Source organism: Thalassospira sp. GB04J01, assembly GCF_000751115.1.
GTDB lineage: Bacteria > Pseudomonadota > Alphaproteobacteria > Rhodospirillales > Thalassospiraceae > Thalassospira > Thalassospira lucentensis.
Map to the genome: position 1 here is coordinate 65,976 of NZ_CCDX020000007.1, position 15,506 is coordinate 81,481.

The 15,506-nt window shown below is 53.6% G+C and carries 20 protein-coding genes; 5 read left to right on the forward strand and 15 right to left on the reverse strand.

Annotated features, from left to right (window positions below; all coding sequences use genetic code 11):
- Window positions 1–83: 83 nt before the first annotated feature.
- Window positions 84–197: a dienelactone hydrolase family protein gene (locus tag AMM48_RS22485; protein WP_279627471.1), complete on the reverse strand. Its 114-nt coding sequence runs from the start codon at window positions 195–197 to the stop codon at window positions 84–86.
- On the reverse strand, window positions 191–907 hold the full coding sequence (locus AMM48_RS04980; protein ID WP_279627472.1) for a dienelactone hydrolase family protein: 717 nt from the start codon (window positions 905–907) through the stop codon (window positions 191–193). Before AMM48_RS04980 ends, AMM48_RS22485 begins: the two co-directional genes overlap by 7 nt.
- A 229-nt stretch (window positions 908–1,136) precedes the next feature.
- On the opposite strand from AMM48_RS04980, the gene AMM48_RS04985 reads away from it, so the two are divergent.
- The gene (locus AMM48_RS04985; RefSeq protein ID WP_102783182.1) at window positions 1,137–1,751 is read left to right on the forward strand and encodes an HAD family phosphatase; all 615 of its coding nucleotides are present in this window, start codon (window positions 1,137–1,139) and stop codon (window positions 1,749–1,751) included.
- Window positions 1,752–1,827: 76 nt separating this feature from the next.
- Here the strand turns inward: AMM48_RS04985 and AMM48_RS04990 are convergent, their stop codons facing one another.
- Window positions 1,828–2,304: an SRPBCC domain-containing protein gene (locus AMM48_RS04990; RefSeq protein ID WP_022734182.1), complete on the reverse strand. Its 477-nt coding sequence runs from the start codon at window positions 2,302–2,304 to the stop codon at window positions 1,828–1,830.
- Window positions 2,291–2,989 carry an HAD-IA family hydrolase gene (locus AMM48_RS04995; protein ID WP_102783183.1) on the reverse strand — a complete coding sequence of 233 codons (699 nt, stop codon included), beginning with the start codon at window positions 2,987–2,989 and terminating at the stop codon, window positions 2,291–2,293. Before AMM48_RS04995 ends, AMM48_RS04990 begins: the two co-directional genes overlap by 14 nt.
- A 213-nt stretch (window positions 2,990–3,202) precedes the next feature.
- Here AMM48_RS04995 and AMM48_RS05000 point away from each other — a divergent pair, with 213 nt between their 5' ends.
- Entirely contained in the window at window positions 3,203–3,475 is a 273-nt protein-coding gene (locus AMM48_RS05000) for a hypothetical protein (RefSeq protein WP_022734180.1), read from the forward strand.
- 109 nt (window positions 3,476–3,584) lie between these two features.
- On the opposite strand, the gene AMM48_RS05005 is transcribed toward AMM48_RS05000, so the two are convergent.
- Both AMM48_RS05005 and crcB read right to left on the reverse strand, forming a co-directional pair.
- Window positions 3,585–4,685, reverse strand: a complete 1,101-nt coding sequence (locus AMM48_RS05005) for an RluA family pseudouridine synthase (protein ID WP_102783184.1) — start codon at window positions 4,683–4,685, stop codon at window positions 3,585–3,587.
- Window positions 4,682–5,074: a fluoride efflux transporter CrcB gene (gene crcB, locus AMM48_RS05010; RefSeq protein WP_102783185.1), complete on the reverse strand. Its 393-nt coding sequence runs from the start codon at window positions 5,072–5,074 to the stop codon at window positions 4,682–4,684. Before crcB ends, AMM48_RS05005 begins: the two co-directional genes overlap by 4 nt.
- Window positions 5,075–5,174: 100 nt before the next feature.
- On the opposite strand from crcB, the gene AMM48_RS05015 reads away from it, so the two are divergent.
- On the forward strand, window positions 5,175–5,789 hold the full coding sequence (locus tag AMM48_RS05015; RefSeq protein ID WP_146030375.1) for a DUF4823 domain-containing protein: 615 nt from the start codon (window positions 5,175–5,177) through the stop codon (window positions 5,787–5,789).
- Between the two features lie 66 nt (window positions 5,790–5,855).
- On the opposite strand, the gene AMM48_RS05020 is transcribed toward AMM48_RS05015, so the two are convergent.
- From AMM48_RS05020 to AMM48_RS05030, 3 genes are all read right to left on the reverse strand, one after another.
- Window positions 5,856–6,368, reverse strand: coding sequence for a DUF1499 domain-containing protein (locus tag AMM48_RS05020; RefSeq protein ID WP_146030376.1), 513 nt, complete (start codon window positions 6,366–6,368; stop codon window positions 5,856–5,858).
- 219 nt (window positions 6,369–6,587) lie between these two features.
- Window positions 6,588–7,196 (reverse strand): NAD(P)H-dependent oxidoreductase, encoded by a 609-nt coding sequence (locus AMM48_RS05025; protein WP_102783188.1) that lies wholly within the window; start codon window positions 7,194–7,196, stop codon window positions 6,588–6,590.
- A 115-nt stretch (window positions 7,197–7,311) separates the two neighbouring features.
- Window positions 7,312–8,628: a replication-associated recombination protein A gene (locus tag AMM48_RS05030; RefSeq protein WP_102783189.1), complete on the reverse strand. Its 1,317-nt coding sequence runs from the start codon at window positions 8,626–8,628 to the stop codon at window positions 7,312–7,314.
- Window positions 8,629–8,832: 204 nt separating this feature from the next.
- Between AMM48_RS05030 and AMM48_RS05035 the strand changes: the two genes are divergently transcribed.
- Both AMM48_RS05035 and AMM48_RS05040 read left to right on the forward strand, forming a co-directional pair.
- Window positions 8,833–9,183: a PadR family transcriptional regulator gene (locus AMM48_RS05035; RefSeq protein ID WP_181951548.1), complete on the forward strand. Its 351-nt coding sequence runs from the start codon at window positions 8,833–8,835 to the stop codon at window positions 9,181–9,183.
- 45 nt (window positions 9,184–9,228) lie between these two features.
- On the forward strand, window positions 9,229–10,431 hold the full coding sequence (locus tag AMM48_RS05040; RefSeq protein ID WP_102783191.1) for an MFS transporter: 1,203 nt from the start codon (window positions 9,229–9,231) through the stop codon (window positions 10,429–10,431).
- A 24-nt stretch (window positions 10,432–10,455) separates the two neighbouring features.
- On the opposite strand, the gene AMM48_RS05045 is transcribed toward AMM48_RS05040, so the two are convergent.
- From AMM48_RS05045 to AMM48_RS05070, 6 genes are all read right to left on the reverse strand, one after another.
- A complete protein-coding gene (locus tag AMM48_RS05045) occupies window positions 10,456–11,901 on the reverse strand; it encodes a DegQ family serine endoprotease (protein ID WP_244271121.1) in 1,446 nt (481 codons plus the stop codon).
- Between the two features lie 280 nt (window positions 11,902–12,181).
- Window positions 12,182–12,613, reverse strand: a complete 432-nt coding sequence (gene rplQ, locus AMM48_RS05050; RefSeq protein ID WP_022734170.1) for a 50S ribosomal protein L17 — start codon at window positions 12,611–12,613, stop codon at window positions 12,182–12,184.
- A 188-nt stretch (window positions 12,614–12,801) separates the two neighbouring features.
- On the reverse strand, window positions 12,802–13,818 hold the full coding sequence (locus AMM48_RS05055) for a DNA-directed RNA polymerase subunit alpha (RefSeq protein ID WP_022734169.1): 1,017 nt from the start codon (window positions 13,816–13,818) through the stop codon (window positions 12,802–12,804).
- A gap of 119 nt (window positions 13,819–13,937) precedes the next feature.
- Window positions 13,938–14,333 (reverse strand): 30S ribosomal protein S11, encoded by a 396-nt coding sequence (gene rpsK / locus AMM48_RS05060; RefSeq protein WP_022734168.1) that lies wholly within the window; start codon window positions 14,331–14,333, stop codon window positions 13,938–13,940.
- 17 nt (window positions 14,334–14,350) lie between these two features.
- Window positions 14,351–14,719 (reverse strand): 30S ribosomal protein S13, encoded by a 369-nt coding sequence (gene rpsM / locus AMM48_RS05065; protein WP_022734167.1) that lies wholly within the window; start codon window positions 14,717–14,719, stop codon window positions 14,351–14,353.
- 120 nt (window positions 14,720–14,839) lie between these two features.
- Entirely contained in the window at window positions 14,840–15,484 is a 645-nt protein-coding gene (locus AMM48_RS05070) for an adenylate kinase (protein ID WP_022734166.1), read from the reverse strand.
- Between the last annotated feature and the right edge of the window lie 22 nt (window positions 15,485–15,506).

Sequence of the window (15,506 nt, forward strand, 5' to 3'; positions counted from 1 at the left end):
GAACCCAATCATTATACAAATATAAAGGCCGGGTTTGACCCGGCCTTTATACGTTATACCATTTGTCGCAAAGCACCCGCAGCCTAGCCCAGATGATAATCAAAGAACGCCTGTGTGCGCGTCCATGCCAGTTGGGCATCCTCGGCGTCATAGCGCCCGCCCGTCGGATTGGCAAAGGCATGATCGGCATCTACCAATAGAATTTATACAGCGATTTACCCGCCGTTTTGAGCGACTGTTCAAACCCCTCGACCATTTCCTTGTTGATCGATTTATCAAGCTTTCCGAAATGGCCCATCAGCGGTGCGTTCAAGGTCGCAACCTGTTCGGGGGTTTTGTTGACATTGCCGTAATAGATCACAGCCGCATCAACATCGGTGGCAAGCGCGGTATTAAGCGACCAGCCGCCGCCAAAGCACCAACCGACCGAACCAACTTTGCCCGTTGAGTCCTTGTGGTTTTTCAAAAACTCGACCGAGGACTGCAATTTGCGGGTAGCAGCAACCGGGTCCATCCCAGACATCAAGGCACGTGCGCCATCGGGTGTGGTCGCAGGTGGTTCACCATATAAATCAACCGCAAGCGCGATATAGCCCTGCTTGGCATATTCGGCTGCCACGGCACGAATATGATCATTAAGCCCCCACCATTCATGGATCAGAATAATGGTTGGTGCCGGCAAGGTCGCTGGCATGGCGATTTCGGCCACCATTTTTGCGCCTTCGGGTGTGGTGATGGTGACTTTATCAAGCATGGCCCCTTGCGCGTGGGCCAGAACAGGGTCGGCCAAAACAATCGCAAGCGGCAGGGCAACCGCCCCTTTTAAAAACAATCGACGCTGTTCATCTGTTGCCTTGGGTGGTGGTCCAAGATGCTCGTGTGAGCCACATCCATCAAGCGTACACATATTCAAGCCTCCTTTGATGACAGTTTCTTACGGTGCAATCATTCGCGATGACCGGGGGCATAGGCAAATCACACTCCCGTCATCGGCGCCATAATGTGTTGACCTGCTTTGATACGGACAGTCGGGCACCTTCGATCAATGCAACATTTTCAACAAACTGCCGCTTGCGGTTCGCCCCATCACCTGATTTAACCTCAGACCATCGAGCCCCCCGCAAGCAGGAGTATCCATGCGCGAAATTGAAACCGTACTGTTTGATCTTGGCGGCGTTCTTGTTGATTGGGACCCGCGCCATTTATATCGCAAGATCTTTGACGATCCGGCAGACATGGAACATTTCCTAAGCGAGATCTGCCATCCGCACTGGAACTTCCTGCATGACAAGGGTGCGCTTAGCTTTGCCAAGTCGATCCCTGATTTGCAGCACCGCCATCCCGATCATGCCGATCAGATTGCCGCATGGTGGGATCGTTGGCCGGAAATGCTTAAGGGCCAGATTGACCGCACGGTTCACATCCTTGAAGATTTGAAATCACGCGGCAATGTCCGCCTGTTTGCCCTGACCAACTGGTCGGCGGAAACATGGCCTTTCGCGGTCGAACGGTTTGAGTTTCTCAATCACTTCGAAGGTATTCTGGTGTCTGGCGAGGAAAAGCTCGCCAAACCTGATCCGCGCATTTTTGAGCTGACATGCGCGCGGTTCAAACTCAACCCGCGCGAAACCCTGTTTATTGATGACAGCGAAAAGAACATCCAGCAAGCGCGTGAAATGGGCTTTATGACCCATTGGTTCAATGATCCGGTCAAACTGCGCCGTGAAATGATCGAAGATCGGCTTGTTTAAAATTTGCACCCGACATGACAAAGGGCACCTTTAAAAAAAGAGGTGCCCTTTTACGTATCTGGCGCATAGGTCTGTTTTAGCCGCGTTTTTCCCGCAGATACTTGGCAAAGCATTCGCCAAAGGCATATTCCCAGCCCGCAACATATCCTTTGCGCAGGGCCGGTGCGATATCGCCAACGTTATGCCAGTCCTTGTGCTCCAACCGGATCACACAGCGACCAAAATCATTCATGTCAAAGGACACCGCGACACGGGTATAATCCCCGGCATTCCAGCCCGGATGCCAAGTAAAGGCAAGATGTTCGCCCGGCTGCCAGATTTCGACATGACCCCATGAAATGTTTTCACGTCCGCGCGCACGTTCGACAATCGCACCGCCAAGACCGGGATGCATATCAACCGCAATGCAGTCTTTCTTGGACAGCGAATGGCTATCGGTTGGCCACCACTGCCCAAATTCAGCGGTGAAGGCCTCAAACGCGTGATCGGGATCAACTGCCACGGTCAGTTCAAAGTTAATCGGTCCGAGTTCCGGGTTTTTAAGCGGCGTCACAATCAATTTCCCAAATACGATCCAGCACGGACGGCAGCTCATCAAAATGGCGGATGACCGCATGTGCGCCCGACGCCATCAGGGTTTCAATATCATGATAGCCCCATGCAACGCCAATGGCGATCATGCCCGCCGCACGACCCATTTCAATATCATAGCTGGTATCACCGACAATCACCGCATTGGGCGCATCAGCCCCGGCTTCATCAAGGGCAGCCATCAACATTGATGGATGGGGCTTGGACGGATGATTGTCGCACGTCTGTAAGGTAACAAACCGGCCATCAAGTTCATTGCGCGCCAAGACCGCATCAAGACCGCGCCGGGCCTTGCCGGTGGCAACACCCAACAACCATTGGCGGCGATCCAGTTCGCTCAGGACCTCGCGCACGCCGGGGAATAGCGGTTCGTGGAAATCAGGTGTCTGACGCAGGGTAAAGAACGCATCCTTGTAGGCCGCCGTCACCGCATTAATCACCTCGTCGGTAACGCGGCGCGGTGCGGCAAGTTTGGCAATGGCTTCTGGCAGGCTCAGACCAATGATGGTGCGGGTATTTTCCAGTCCCGGGCAATCAAGCCCATGCTGGGCAAAGGCATGGTCCATGCAGTGTGCAATCGCATGCTGGCTATCGACCAGAGTCCCATCACAATCAAATACAACAAGTCTAAGCGGGTCATTCGCCATGAGGCATCATCCATCATCATTTTGTATGGCCGCAGACTAGTCGATACCGCCCCAAAGATCGAGTCCCGTAGAGATGCAAATCAGATGCATTTTTTGCTCTGCGGGAAGCATTGGAAACCACTGGTGAATTTCGGATCGCTTTTGAACGCCCTTAACGCGCGCTATACTGCTTTTCTGGCTATCGACAGTATCTGATAACAGCGGAGACAGAAGATGCTCACGCTTAGGGACTGCATAGATTTCAGCGACCTTCGAGAGGAGGAAATACTCGCCATAGCCGAATGTGAGCATATCCCAATTCTAACCGCCCTTGAGGAAGGCGAAAGCATGGTGCACACACCACGTGGCCGCAAACGCATCGCGGTCATGATCAAAAGCCAGGCCGTTATTTGTGAACGCACTGGAAACACCGTGCATGCACGGCACCTTCGTCGCGTTCATGACGCCTTTGTCGGGCGTTTCGGCAAATCTGCGAGGCACCATTAACCAAGACGACCAATGTCATTACAACGCCTTTTGGTATTGACCTCTGACAGGGACGAAAAAGCCGACGCAGTGCGTCGGCTTTTCGCATTTTACCCAAAAATCTTCTGACTTATCTTTTACGCAGCCGCGACGGTTTTGCCTTGGGTTTTGGCTTTTCTTCCTTTTCCCGGTGGATTTCCGGGGTGAGGAATTTGGTTGGTGTTTTCGGATCGAAGTTAAGCGCCTTAAGGCTTGTGGCAAAATGTTCTGACACCGGTGCTTCGATCACAACCCGGTGGCCTGTCACCGGATGAGGGAAATCAATCGCACGCGCATGCAGATGCATCTGGTTGGACATGCCATCAATGAAGGCCTTCGCCCCACCGTATTTACCATCGCCCAAGATCGGGCATTCCATGGCCTCACAATGGGCGCGCAACTGGTGCGTACGTCCGGTCAAAGGCGACAGCGCCAACCAAGCCGCACGGCGTCCGGCACGGTGAAGCTGACGATAGACCGTCTGTGCGGATTTACCCTGCTTCTCGTCGATGACCATCTTTTCGCCGCCCTTACCGGCAAGCTTTGCCAGTGGTGCGTCAATCAGGCCTTCGCGCTCAACCGGGGCGCCGGTGACAATCGCCCAATACAGTTTCCTGGTTGATTTGTCCTTGAACGCCTTGGTCAGGGCATGGGCCGCCGACGATGACCGCGCGAGCAGAAGGACACCACTGGTATCCTTATCGAGCCGGTGAACCAGTTTCGGGCGTTCCTTGCTGTCGAGTTTTAGCGCATCCAGCATGCCATCAACGTGAATGGACGTATTGGTCCCGCCCTGCACGGCCAGACCGGCGGGTTTATTGATGGCCAGCACAACTTCGTCATAGAAAATGACGGAATCGCGCAAAGCTTGAAGTTCTGCTTCGCTGGCATTGGATTTTGCCGGGCCGTCGTGCTTGCGCTGTGGACCTTCGGACGCACTATAGTCGCCGTCTTTGGTCCATGGCTCCGAACCGCCACCCGACATCACGGGAACCGGCGGCACACGAATTTCCTGACCCGGTTCAACACGCTGGTTGGCCTTGGCACGTTTGCCATCAACACGGATTTGACCGCCGCGCAGAAACTTTTGAACCTGTCCGAATGTAAATTCAGGACAGTTGCGCTTAAACCAGCGATCAAGCCGAATGTCGGCGTCGTCGGCCTTGACCTTGCGCAGAGTGACACCACTCATTGCAGAATACCCCTTACCAGCGCGATTGCGCCAAACAGCGCGGAAATGCCAACCACCACAGAGACAATAATATAAAGGGCCGTCAACCCCAGATTGCCCCGTTCATATAGGGTCGCAACATCCAGCGAAAAAGTCGAAAAGGTTGTAAATGCCCCTAAGAACCCGGTGACAAGCAGCGCACGCATTTCCGGCGAAAGCGATAGCTTAAGCGCAGAAATCTCAATCAGTGCCCCCATCAGGAACGAGCCGACGATATTAACCGTCAAGGTTCCCCAGGGAAAGCCGCCGCCCATGATCGAGCCCATCATAACCGACACACTGTGACGTGCGACAGCACCAATGGCCCCGCCCAAGGCAATCGAAGCGATAAACAACGGTGAAAATTGCATGGCGCGGAACCTATTCCCTCAAAGATCAAAAGTCACGTGTGAAAACATCATAGGCCCAAGGCGATAATAAACACTGTAAAAATGGTTGAATTTCAGAACCTTGCCCAACATTAAACTTTTGCATATTATGATTTTACTTATTCATCTCAAAATAGAGGATTTTATGGATTTTCGCAAAATCAGCGTTCTGTGTGTAATTGCTGCATCCTTCACACTTGGCGCATGTTCCAGCAAATATCGCACGGACAACCACCAACTTGTCCAAGCCGTCGCATCAGATAGTAGTTTTTATATCATGCAACCCAAAGACGGTGTTTTTGGGGACATCAATTATGCTGGCTCGGGTCAAATGTTACTGTTGGAAGTCCACAAACAACTTGTCCCTTATAGCAACGTAGTTGTTGATGCTACCGAAATACAAACCCGTGACGAGGCCTTTGAAGAGGCATTATCTCAAAACATTGATTACCTGATTGATCCGCAAATCTTACATTGGGAAGACCGCGCAACCGAATGGTCTGGTCGCCCTGATCGCATCACTATTCATTATCAGGCTTTTAACGTAAACACCAAAACGATGTTGGCAAGCTCAACGCTCAGCGCGAGCAGCAAATGGGCGTCCTTTGGCGGCGATCACCCTGTTGATCTGTTGCCGGTGCCGACAACTCAGTTTGTCTCAGCGCTCCTTGGGAAATCGCTTGATATGGAAAAATGATCTGACGTCTCGCGGTGACACAAAAGCAACCGCTTGATCATACCAAATGACAGGCGGCTGCTTACATCAGGGGGATGTAAGCAGCCGCACATCCCGCAGCCATGCACGCGTGCGTTTTTCATTTTGCTGAAAATCATCCCGGCCATAAACCGATTTGGCAAACAGGCAGAATGTCGCCCCGGCCTGATCCGGGACTGACATCAGTTTTAATTCCACCCAATCGGGAAACTGAAAGACTTTGCTGCGGGCCAGAAACTGCAAACTGTGCGCCCCAACACTGCCATTTGTCAGCTTCATACCATGATCTGGTGCGGTTGCGATAAAGGCCCTCGCCAACTTCTCGACCGACGCCTCAAACTGCGGGCTGGTCATCTGTCGACCGCCCCGCGGGGCCAGACCATCCGGGCAGGACAGAAAATAGTTTGGCGTATCTGGTAATTCCGAATTGGGATCAAAGACAAACTGCGGCGGCTCCCCCGCTGGCAGCATCATGCCAAGCAATCCGGAAAACCGCACGACGGCAAATATTCCGGCCAAAACCAGAAGTCCCCAGACCATGATTGCTGTCAAACGTCTCACCCGCTGCGCACCTGATTGAAATGACACTTGGCGTGGTACCCGCCAACCTCCGCAAACGTAGCGCGAAACCGCGCAAAAGCAAAATGCCCAACTGTGAAACAGTCGGGCATTTTTTCAAAACAGGTCATCGTTAACGTGCGTTGAGGGGGGGGAGATGTTAACGATACCCCATTTCGCATCAGATCAGCACTGCAACAGGTCGATCTTTGATTGGTTTGGTTAGGCAGCAGCCGGAAGCGAAGCAGCTTCGACATTGGCAATCGCACGCTGCATGGCTTCTTCTGCGTTCACCGCAAAGCCAGACGCATCGATGATTTCAACTTCGGTAATGCCGATAAAGCCAAGAACCTGCTTCATGTACGGCGTTGCAAAGTCAGCCGGGCTGTTGACCGGAACCCCACCCGTGGCAACAACCACGTAAGCTTTTTTGCCTTCAAGCAAGCCAACCGGACCATTTTCGGTGTACTGGAACGTCACACCCACGCGGGCGATCATATCGACCCATGCTTTGAGCGTTGAGGGAACGGCGAAGTTATACATCGGCGCGCCAATGACCAGAACGTCGGCAGCCTTAACTTCAGCAACCAGTTCGTCAGAGGTTGCGATAACCTGTTTTTGTTCGGCAGAACGGGAATCTTCCGGGGTGTAAAACGCCCCAACGATTTCGCCGGTCAGGGCAGGGATCGAACCGGTGCCGCTTAGATTGCGTTCAACGATTGTGGTTGATGCATTTGCGGAAACAATACGGTCGATCAGTTTCGATGCGATCTGGCGGGAGTTGGAATTCTCACCATTCACAGATGCATTCACGTGCAGAATATTTGTCATTTTCAATCTCCAAGTCCGTGCTTAATTTGATGAAAGCACCCTACTTGGTTTCGGATTGAATGATTATCCTGCGAATTTTCACTTAATTGTTTCCATTTTGATAACTAACCAACCGTCAGTTATTCTCACCCCGTCCCTTTTGTCGTTCCTGGCGTAAGCGATCAAAATACTCCACCCGTTTTTTCAGATCGCGTTCAAATCCGCGTTCAACCGGTTCATAGAAGTTCTGTCGGCGCATGCCATCGGGGAAGTAGTTCTGTCCGGAAAAACCATCTTTCTGATCATGGTCGTAGGCATATCCAGTGCCATAGCCAATATCAGACATCAGCTTGGTCGGCGCATTAAGGATATGGGCCGGTGGCATCAGTGATCCGGTTTCACGCGCAATCTTGAGCGACTTTTTATAAGCGGCATAGCCAGCATTTGATTTTGGCGCCAGAGCCAGATAAATGACCGCTTGTGCCAAAGCCAACTCGCCTTCGGGGCTTCCCAAGCGTTCGTATGATTCCCACGCGCTGATGCAAAACTGCTGGGCTTGTGGATCGGCAAGGCCAATGTCTTCAACCGCCATGCGGGTTAAACGACGCGCAAGGAACTTGGGATCTTCACCACCTGCCAACATACGATTGAACCAGTACAGGGCCGCATCCGGGTCAGAACCACGAATGGATTTATGCAGCGCACTGATTAGATTGTAATGACTGTCATCGCCCTTGTCGTAAATCGGCACGCGCTTTTGCACGGTGCGGGCAAGCTCGGCAACACCAAGCGGACCGTCCTCGTCACTGGGCGGCATGGAAAACAGTTCTTCGGCCAGGTTCAAACAATAACGGCCATCGCCATCGGCCATGGCACGCAATGTTTCGCGGGCTTCGGGCGTTACCAGCAGCTCAAACCCCATTTCCTTTTCCGCACGCACCAGAAGCTCTTCAAGCCCCTGATCATCAAGGCGCTTCAATACCAGCACCTGGCAACGTGACAGAAGTGCGGCGTTCAACTCGAACGACGGGTTTTCGGTCGTCGCCCCGATCAGGGTGATGGTGCCATCTTCGACATAAGGCAGGAAGCTATCCTGCTGGGCCTTGTTGAAACGATGGATTTCATCAATGAACAACAAGGTCGCCCCGCCGGTCGACCGACGCCCGCGCGCACGGTCAAACACTTTGCGCAGGTCCGCCACCCCGGAAAAGATCGCCGACAGCGGCTCAAACGCCATATCGGCAACATCGGCCATCAGGCGCGCCAATGTTGTTTTGCCACAACCGGGCGGCCCCCAAAGCACGACTGACGGCACCCGTCCGGTCTTGATCATGCGGGTGATCGGACCGTCATCGCCAAACAGATGCCCCTGCCCGACAACTTCGTCGAGTTTCGCCGGGCGTAATCTGTCGGCCAAGGGGCGCGACACCTGACTTTCAAACAATGACGGCATATCGGACCGATAATCTCCAACTTAATCTTGTGACTAGTTTGGCGCGGAACTTATCACGAACATCGATGTGATTACAGCGATAAGGCATGAATATTGACACCTTGATGGTCGAGGTATAGCGTGCAGATCACAAATCAGACGGAAATCTTTATGATGCAAGGCGCTGACTATACAGATCGATCTTATTGGCAAGGAACAATCAAAATGTCCTTGTCGAAGTTCTTTGTTCTTTCCGTTCTGCATCACAAACCGATGCATGGCTATCAGGTCGTTCAGGCGGTTGAAAAAACCACCAATGGATGCTGTTCGCCATCAGAAGGAACCGTCTATCCGGTTTTGAACGAGTTTGAAGCCGGCGGATATATGACATCACATACAGAAGTGGTGAACGGTCGCCAGCGCAAGGTTTACGCCCTGACCGATAAGGGACGCGATGCGTTTCGGGTGGCCACCGAAGCCTGGATGAATGTCACACAGCATATCCTTGCAACCCGCGACGCGGTTGCCCCCGACACCGACCAACAGAATCCCAGTGGGAACGATTGCTGTGCGTAGTCCGTTTTTTTTGCCCGTATGCCTCGATGATCGAGGTATAATATCATGACCGCCGCTCCAAAGAAGCTTCCGATTGTCCTTGCGCTGGGCACCGTGCAAACGCTGGCCTTTGGGTCAACGCTTTACCTTCCTGCTATTCTGGCCGAGCCAATGGCCAACGATATCGGGGTAACGCCAGGTTGGGCGTTCGGGGCGTTTTCACTTGCCCTTGTGGTGGCGGCTCTGCTTGGTCCGGCGGCCGGAGCCCGAATTGACCGGTATGGTGGTCGCAATGTCATGACGGTTTCAAGCCTTGTGCTTGCCGTAGGCCTTGCCCTGCTTGGGCTGGCGGATGGTATTGTTGGAATATGTCTTGCGTGGCTGATCATTGGGATCGGCATGGCCACGGGACTTTATGAATCCGCCTTTGCCAGCCTGACCGTCATTTTCAAAAGTGACGCCCGAGGCCCGATCACCGGCATCACGCTGATTGCCGGATTTGCCAGCACAATTTGCTGGCCGATCTCCGCATGGTTTGAAATCGAATATGGATGGCGGATCACCTGCTTTTTCTGGGCGGCGATGCATATTGTCCTCGCCCTGCCCTTGAACCGCTTTTTCATTCCTTCTGGCGGCAAATCGCCCCAGACAGATATCGCACAAAAATTACACGCAGAAGGCCGCCCCGTCGAAACCGTGACAACCAACTATTTTACGATGCCGATGGTGTTGCTGGCTTTTGTATTTGCCGCCAGTTGGTTTACCGCAACGGCGATGGCCGCCCACTTGCCACGGCTGTTACAGATTTCCGGGCTTGGTACCGCAGATGCGATCATTGCCGCGTCACTGGTCGGGCCTGCACAAGTCATCGGTCGTTTGTTTGAATTTGGGTTTTTACAACGTATGCATCCCCTGATTTCAGCACGACTGGCTGCGATCACCCATCCGATTGGAAGCGTGCTTTTTCTGATCTTTGCGGGACCGGCCGGCATGATTTTCACCAGCCTGCATGGCATGGGGAATGGTATCCTGACCATTGCCAAGGGCACTTTGCCGCTAGCGATATTTGGTCCAACGGGATATGGAAAGCGACAGGGTTTTCTGATGGCGCCGTCTCGCTTTGCTCAGGCCGCCGCCCCCTTCGTGTTTGGGGTCCTCATCGACGGGTATGGCATGCAGGCACTGTTGCTAACAACGTTGCTGGGGATATTGACCCTGCTGGCGTTGATGGTTCTTAAAGTTTCAGCTTCGGCGAAAGAAACGGATTGATCCGCATCTTTCGCCGAAGAAAACTCAAAGCGTAAATTCGCCGGTCAGGACTTTGCCATCGCGTTTGACCGCGATTTTCCAGTCCTTGCTGCGTTCTCCTGCTGTGACAACTTCCTTCAGGCGGGCAACCGAGTCAATTGCTTCGCCGTTGATTTCAACAATATAGTCGCCGGGTTGTAACCGCGTGCGCCGTGCCAGACTGTCACGTGCGACACCAAGCACCACAACACCCGTGCTTAGGGTATTGGTCCCAAGTTCGTCGGCCAGTGCGGGGTTCATATTGGCGATCTTCGCCCCGCTAAACGGATTGCGACCCTCAAGAATGCTTTCATCGCGCGCAGGCAGTTCCGGTGCAACTTCAAGCGGCAAGGTCAGCATCACCGGCGCCCCCTGACGCAGGACCGAAAGTTCCGCCCCGCCGGTCAGCTCCAGGGTCGCAATGCGAAATTTCAATTCGTTGGGGTTATCAACCGCAAGCCCGTTGACGGCAACAACAACATCTCCGGGATGCAAACCTCCGCGTTCCGCCGGGCTGCCGTCGCGAATTTCGCTGATCAGAACGCCATGCGGGCGGTCAAGTTCCAATGAAGACGCCAGATCCGCTGTTACCGCCTGCCCGGCGGCACCAAACCATGGGCGGCGCAAATCACCACTGATCAGACCGCGCATGACCACCTTGACCATATTGACCGGCACGGCAAATCCGATGCCGTTTGATCCGCCCGACTTGGTAAAGATCGCCGAATTCACGCCAATCAGCTTGCCATCGATATCGATCAAGGCACCGCCGGAATTCCCCGGGTTAATGGCCGCATCGGTCTGAATGAATGACTGGTAGTCCTGTCCGGTCACACCGGCACGCGCAAGTGCCGATACAATTCCGCTGGTGACGGTTTGCCCGACCCCGAACGGGTTACCGATGGCAAGAACAAGGTCACCGACCTCAACCGCATCAGAATCGCCAAATGTAATCGATGGCAGTTCGGCTTCGACGCCGCGTAATTTCAGAACGGCCAAGTCCGTGCGTTCGTCCGATCCAACTAGATCGGCATCAAATTCACGGTTGTCATGCAAGACCACACGAATTTCGCTGGCCCCGTCAATCACATGATGGTTCGTGACAATCGTGCCATCACCCGAGACAATCACACCAGAACCAAGCGAACGTTCAACGCGCTGACGCGGGGCTCCAAAGGCACCGCCGAACCGATCGCCAAAGAACTGCTTGAAGAACGGGTCATTGAAGAACGGCGAGCGCGCGCGTTCCGACACGACCTTTTTGGTATAGATGTTCACAACCGTCGGGGCCGTTTGCTTCACCAGTGGCGACAGCGACATCTTGATTTCCGTCTCGCTGGACGGAAGTCGTCTGTCTTCACTTTGCGCGTGCGCAATGCTGGTGGGGCCGGAAACCGCCATCAGGCAGGTTACCGCAATCGTGAAAATGGTCGGGATCCATCTTGCTTGCACGTCGATCTCTCTTATCGCTGTCAGATTATCTGATTGGAAATGCGTTTGGCGGGAAGTCCATAAACGCACCCTGCCCCCAAATTAAACCATCGGAACAGGCAGGCTAAAGAATTAGGGTTTTCAGAACTGCCGCGCAACCTTGGCAGAAACATGAACAAAAGTGCGAAATACTGATTTAAGCCAAATCCGCAGGCAACCTTAGCCGTTGCACAGGGCAAAAGAAAACGGGCGACACCGTATGGCGCCGCCCGTTTTTATTTCTTAAAGGCCGAAGCGGTGCTTATTCAGCAGCGGCTTCTTCGCCTTCGCTCTCTGCTTCAACACGGGCGCGGTCTTCTGCACCCTTTGCATCGGCATTGCGTTCAACAAGTTCAATCACCGCAACCGGAGCGGCATCGCCGTAACGGAAGCCAGCTTTAAGAACACGGGTGTAACCACCCGAACGCTCTTTGTAACGCTCAGCGATTTCACCGAACAGCTTGGCAACGATTTTGTCATCACGCAGGATCGAAATAGCCTGACGGCGTGCATGCAGGTCGCCCCGCTTGCCCAGCGTAATCAGTTTTTCGACGTAAGGGCGAAGATCTTTGGCCTTCGGAAGAGTGGTTTTGATCTGCTCGTGGGTGAGCAGCGAAACTGCCATGTTGGCAAACATCGCCTTACGATGGGACGACGTACGATTAAGTTTACGGCCGTGCATACCGTGACGCATGGTAACTCTCCTTAATAACCTGGCTTCGCTCACGAAACCGATTGTAAAACCGCGCCGCCACCCTGATCAAAGCCAGGTCATGCACGTGCGGTGTGGGCAACTAGCCCGCCGGAAACGCCAAACAATTTGGTTTTCCCGGTTTGGAGCATAAATGCTCCGATCACGACCCGAAGGCCGAAGACCCGTTATTAAAACGGATCTTCGAACTTACGAGCGAGTTCTTCGATATTTTCCGGCGGCCAACCGCCGACTTCCATACCGAGATGCAAGCCCATCTGAGCCAGTACATCTTTGATTTCGTTCAGCGACTTACGGCCGAAGTTCGGCGTACGAAGCATTTCTGCTTCGGTCTTCTGAACAAGATCACCGATATAGATGATGTTGTCGTTCTTCAGGCAATTTGCCGAGCGGACCGAAAGTTCAAGCTCGTCAACCTTACGAAGAAGGTTACGGTTGAACGGCAGTTCGTCTTCTTTCTTCTCTTCGACAACCGCTTCCGGCTCATCGAAGTTGACGAACAGCGACAGCTGGTCCTGAAGGATACGGGCAGCCAAAGCCACCGAATCTTCCGGGGTCAACGCACCGTTGGTTTCAACGGTAAGTGACAGCTTGTCAAAATCGGTATCCTGACCAACACGGGTGTTTTCCACCTTGTAGGCCACTTTACGGATCGGGCTGAAGATTGCATCGATCGGAATAAGACCAATCGGTGCATCCGAAGAGCTGTGACCGCTTGCTGCGACATAGCCTTTACCGTTATCAACGGTAAATTCGATGTTCAGCGTAGCACCATCATCAAGATGGCACAGCTCGAGATCCGGGTTAAGGATTTCGATGTCAGCACCGGTCTGAATCTGACCTGCGGTGACGGCACCAGGGCCGGTCGCCTTCAGGGTCATTTTCTTTGGACCTTCGGCATGCATGCGCACGCCCATGGTCTTAATGTTCAAGATGATGTCGGTGACATCTTCACGGACACCCGGGATCGACGAAAATTCGTGCAATACGCCGTCGATCTGGATCGCGGTAACCGCTGAACCCTGGAGCGACGACAGCAGAATGCGACGCAGCGCGTTACCCAGAGTCTGACCAAAACCGCGCTCCAGCGGTTCCGCCACGATCGTACCAACGCGGCTGGCGTCTGTACCCGGAGTAACATCAAGCTTGGTCGGCTTAATCAGTTCCTGCCAGTTCTTTTGAATCACGAGACCCACCTTCGCAACTGGAGCCTAATATAAGGAGAGCAAGTTTTGCCCTCATGAGAAACGCGAAGGGGCCCGGGTGCACCGGGCCCAAACGCGGGGTCGTCCGCAGATCGACGCGATTAGACGCGACGACGTTTACGCGGACGGCAACCGTTATGCGGAATCGGCGTTACGTCTTTGATCGACGTAATCGTGAAACCAACAGCCTGAAGCGCACGCAGTGCAGATTCACGTCCCGAACCCGGGCCTTTAACCTGTACTTCAAGAGTTTTCATGCCGTGTTCTGCAGCTTTTTTACCTGCATCTTCGGCAGCCATCTGTGCAGCATATGGTGTTGATTTACGCGAACCGCGGAAACCCATACCACCAGCGGTCGACCAGGAGATGGTATTCCCCTGAACGTCAGTGATGGTAATCATGGTGTTGTTGAAGGTCGCGTTTACGTGCGCGATACCGTTCGTAATGTTCTTGCGCTCGCGACGACGTACACGAGTCTGCTGAGGAGCTTTCGCCATTGTCTCTGTCCCCTACCTTACTTCTTCTTGCCTGCGATCGGCTTAGCCGGTCCCTTGCGGGTGCGAGCGTTGGTGTGGGTACGCTGACCGCGTACCGGGAGACCGCGACGATGACGCAGGCCGCGATAGCTGCCCAGATCCATCAGACGTTTAATGTTCATTGCGGTTTCACGACGAAGGTCGCCCTCGACGGTGTAATCAGCGTCGATGACTTCACGAACCTTGAGAACCTGGTCATCAGAGAGCTGATGAACACGGGTTGCTGCTTCGATTCCAACCTTAGCGCAAATTTCTTTAGCTTTCGCCGGACCAATGCCGGTGATGTAGGTAAGCGCAATCACGACGCGTTTAGCAGTCGGGATGTTCACGCCAGCAATACGAGCCACTGTGTGAGACTCCTGTTTCCTGTTAACAAACCCTGCGGCAGATCCGGTTGGGTAGAGCGCTGCAAAAGCGGGCCAGCATTACTGCCAACCCGCCAGCAAAAAGACGCCCTGCCCGGGAAATTACCCCAGGATGGCTTCAATCTCGCGCGTAACTTCGTCGATTTCAGCCATCCCGTCAACTGTTTTCAGCTTACCGACCTTTTCATAGTAAGGAATGATCGGTGCTGTTTGCTTGTGATAAGCTTCCAGCCTTGAGGTGACCGTCTCGGCGGTGTCATCCGCGCGACGTTTGAATTCGGTGCTTTGACATACGTCGCAGACACCTTCTTCAACCGGTTTCTGGAACTCGTCATGGTATCCCTGCCCGCATTTGGCACAGGTATAGCGACCGACAACACGGGCCACCAACGCTGCATCATCCACACGCAGTTCAATCACATAATCAAGTGCCAATCCTTTGGTTGCCAGCATATCGTCCAAGGCTTCCGCCTGGGCCGTTGTGCGTGGGAACCCGTCCAGGATGAAACCGTTTTTGGTATCATCCTGGTCAAGTCTTTCAGAAATCAGGCCGATCATAAGATCGTCGGATACGAGTTTCCCCGCGTCCATGACTTCCTTTGCCTTCTGCCCCAGTTCCGTGCCAGCTGCTACCGCTGCACGAAGCATGTCGCCCGTTGAGAGCTGAACCATGCCGCGTCCTGTTTCAAGACGCTTTGCCTGAGTACCCTTGCCCGCGCCGGGAGGGCCAAGAAGGATAATGTTCATTTTCGTCCGTCCCCCTGATATC

What these genes read in the sequence shown, in the direction of transcription:
- AMM48_RS04980 (WP_279627472.1), bottom strand. Translation starts at nt 907, where the DNA reads ATGTGTACGCTTGATGGATGTGGCTCACACGAGCATCTTGGACCACCA.
- AMM48_RS04985 (WP_102783182.1), top strand. Translation starts at nt 1,137, where the DNA reads ATGCGCGAAATTGAAACCGTACTGTTTGATCTTGGCGGCGTTCTTGTT.
- AMM48_RS04995 (WP_102783183.1), bottom strand. Translation starts at nt 2,989, where the DNA reads ATGGCGAATGACCCGCTTAGACTTGTTGTATTTGATTGTGATGGGACT.
- AMM48_RS05000 (WP_022734180.1), top strand. Translation starts at nt 3,203, where the DNA reads ATGCTCACGCTTAGGGACTGCATAGATTTCAGCGACCTTCGAGAGGAG.
- AMM48_RS05005 (WP_102783184.1), bottom strand. Translation starts at nt 4,685, where the DNA reads ATGAGTGGTGTCACTCTGCGCAAGGTCAAGGCCGACGACGCCGACATT.
- crcB (WP_102783185.1), bottom strand. Translation starts at nt 5,074, where the DNA reads ATGCAATTTTCACCGTTGTTTATCGCTTCGATTGCCTTGGGCGGGGCC.
- AMM48_RS05025 (WP_102783188.1), bottom strand. Translation starts at nt 7,196, where the DNA reads ATGACAAATATTCTGCACGTGAATGCATCTGTGAATGGTGAGAATTCC.
- AMM48_RS05030 (WP_102783189.1), bottom strand. Translation starts at nt 8,628, where the DNA reads ATGCCGTCATTGTTTGAAAGTCAGGTGTCGCGCCCCTTGGCCGACAGA.
- AMM48_RS05035 (WP_181951548.1), top strand. Translation starts at nt 8,833, where the DNA reads ATGTCCTTGTCGAAGTTCTTTGTTCTTTCCGTTCTGCATCACAAACCG.
- AMM48_RS05040 (WP_102783191.1), top strand. Translation starts at nt 9,229, where the DNA reads ATGACCGCCGCTCCAAAGAAGCTTCCGATTGTCCTTGCGCTGGGCACC.
- rplQ (WP_022734170.1), bottom strand. Translation starts at nt 12,613, where the DNA reads ATGCGTCACGGTATGCACGGCCGTAAACTTAATCGTACGTCGTCCCAT.
- rpsK (WP_022734168.1), bottom strand. Translation starts at nt 14,333, where the DNA reads ATGGCGAAAGCTCCTCAGCAGACTCGTGTACGTCGTCGCGAGCGCAAG.
- AMM48_RS05070 (WP_022734166.1), bottom strand. Translation starts at nt 15,484, where the DNA reads ATGAACATTATCCTTCTTGGCCCTCCCGGCGCGGGCAAGGGTACTCAG.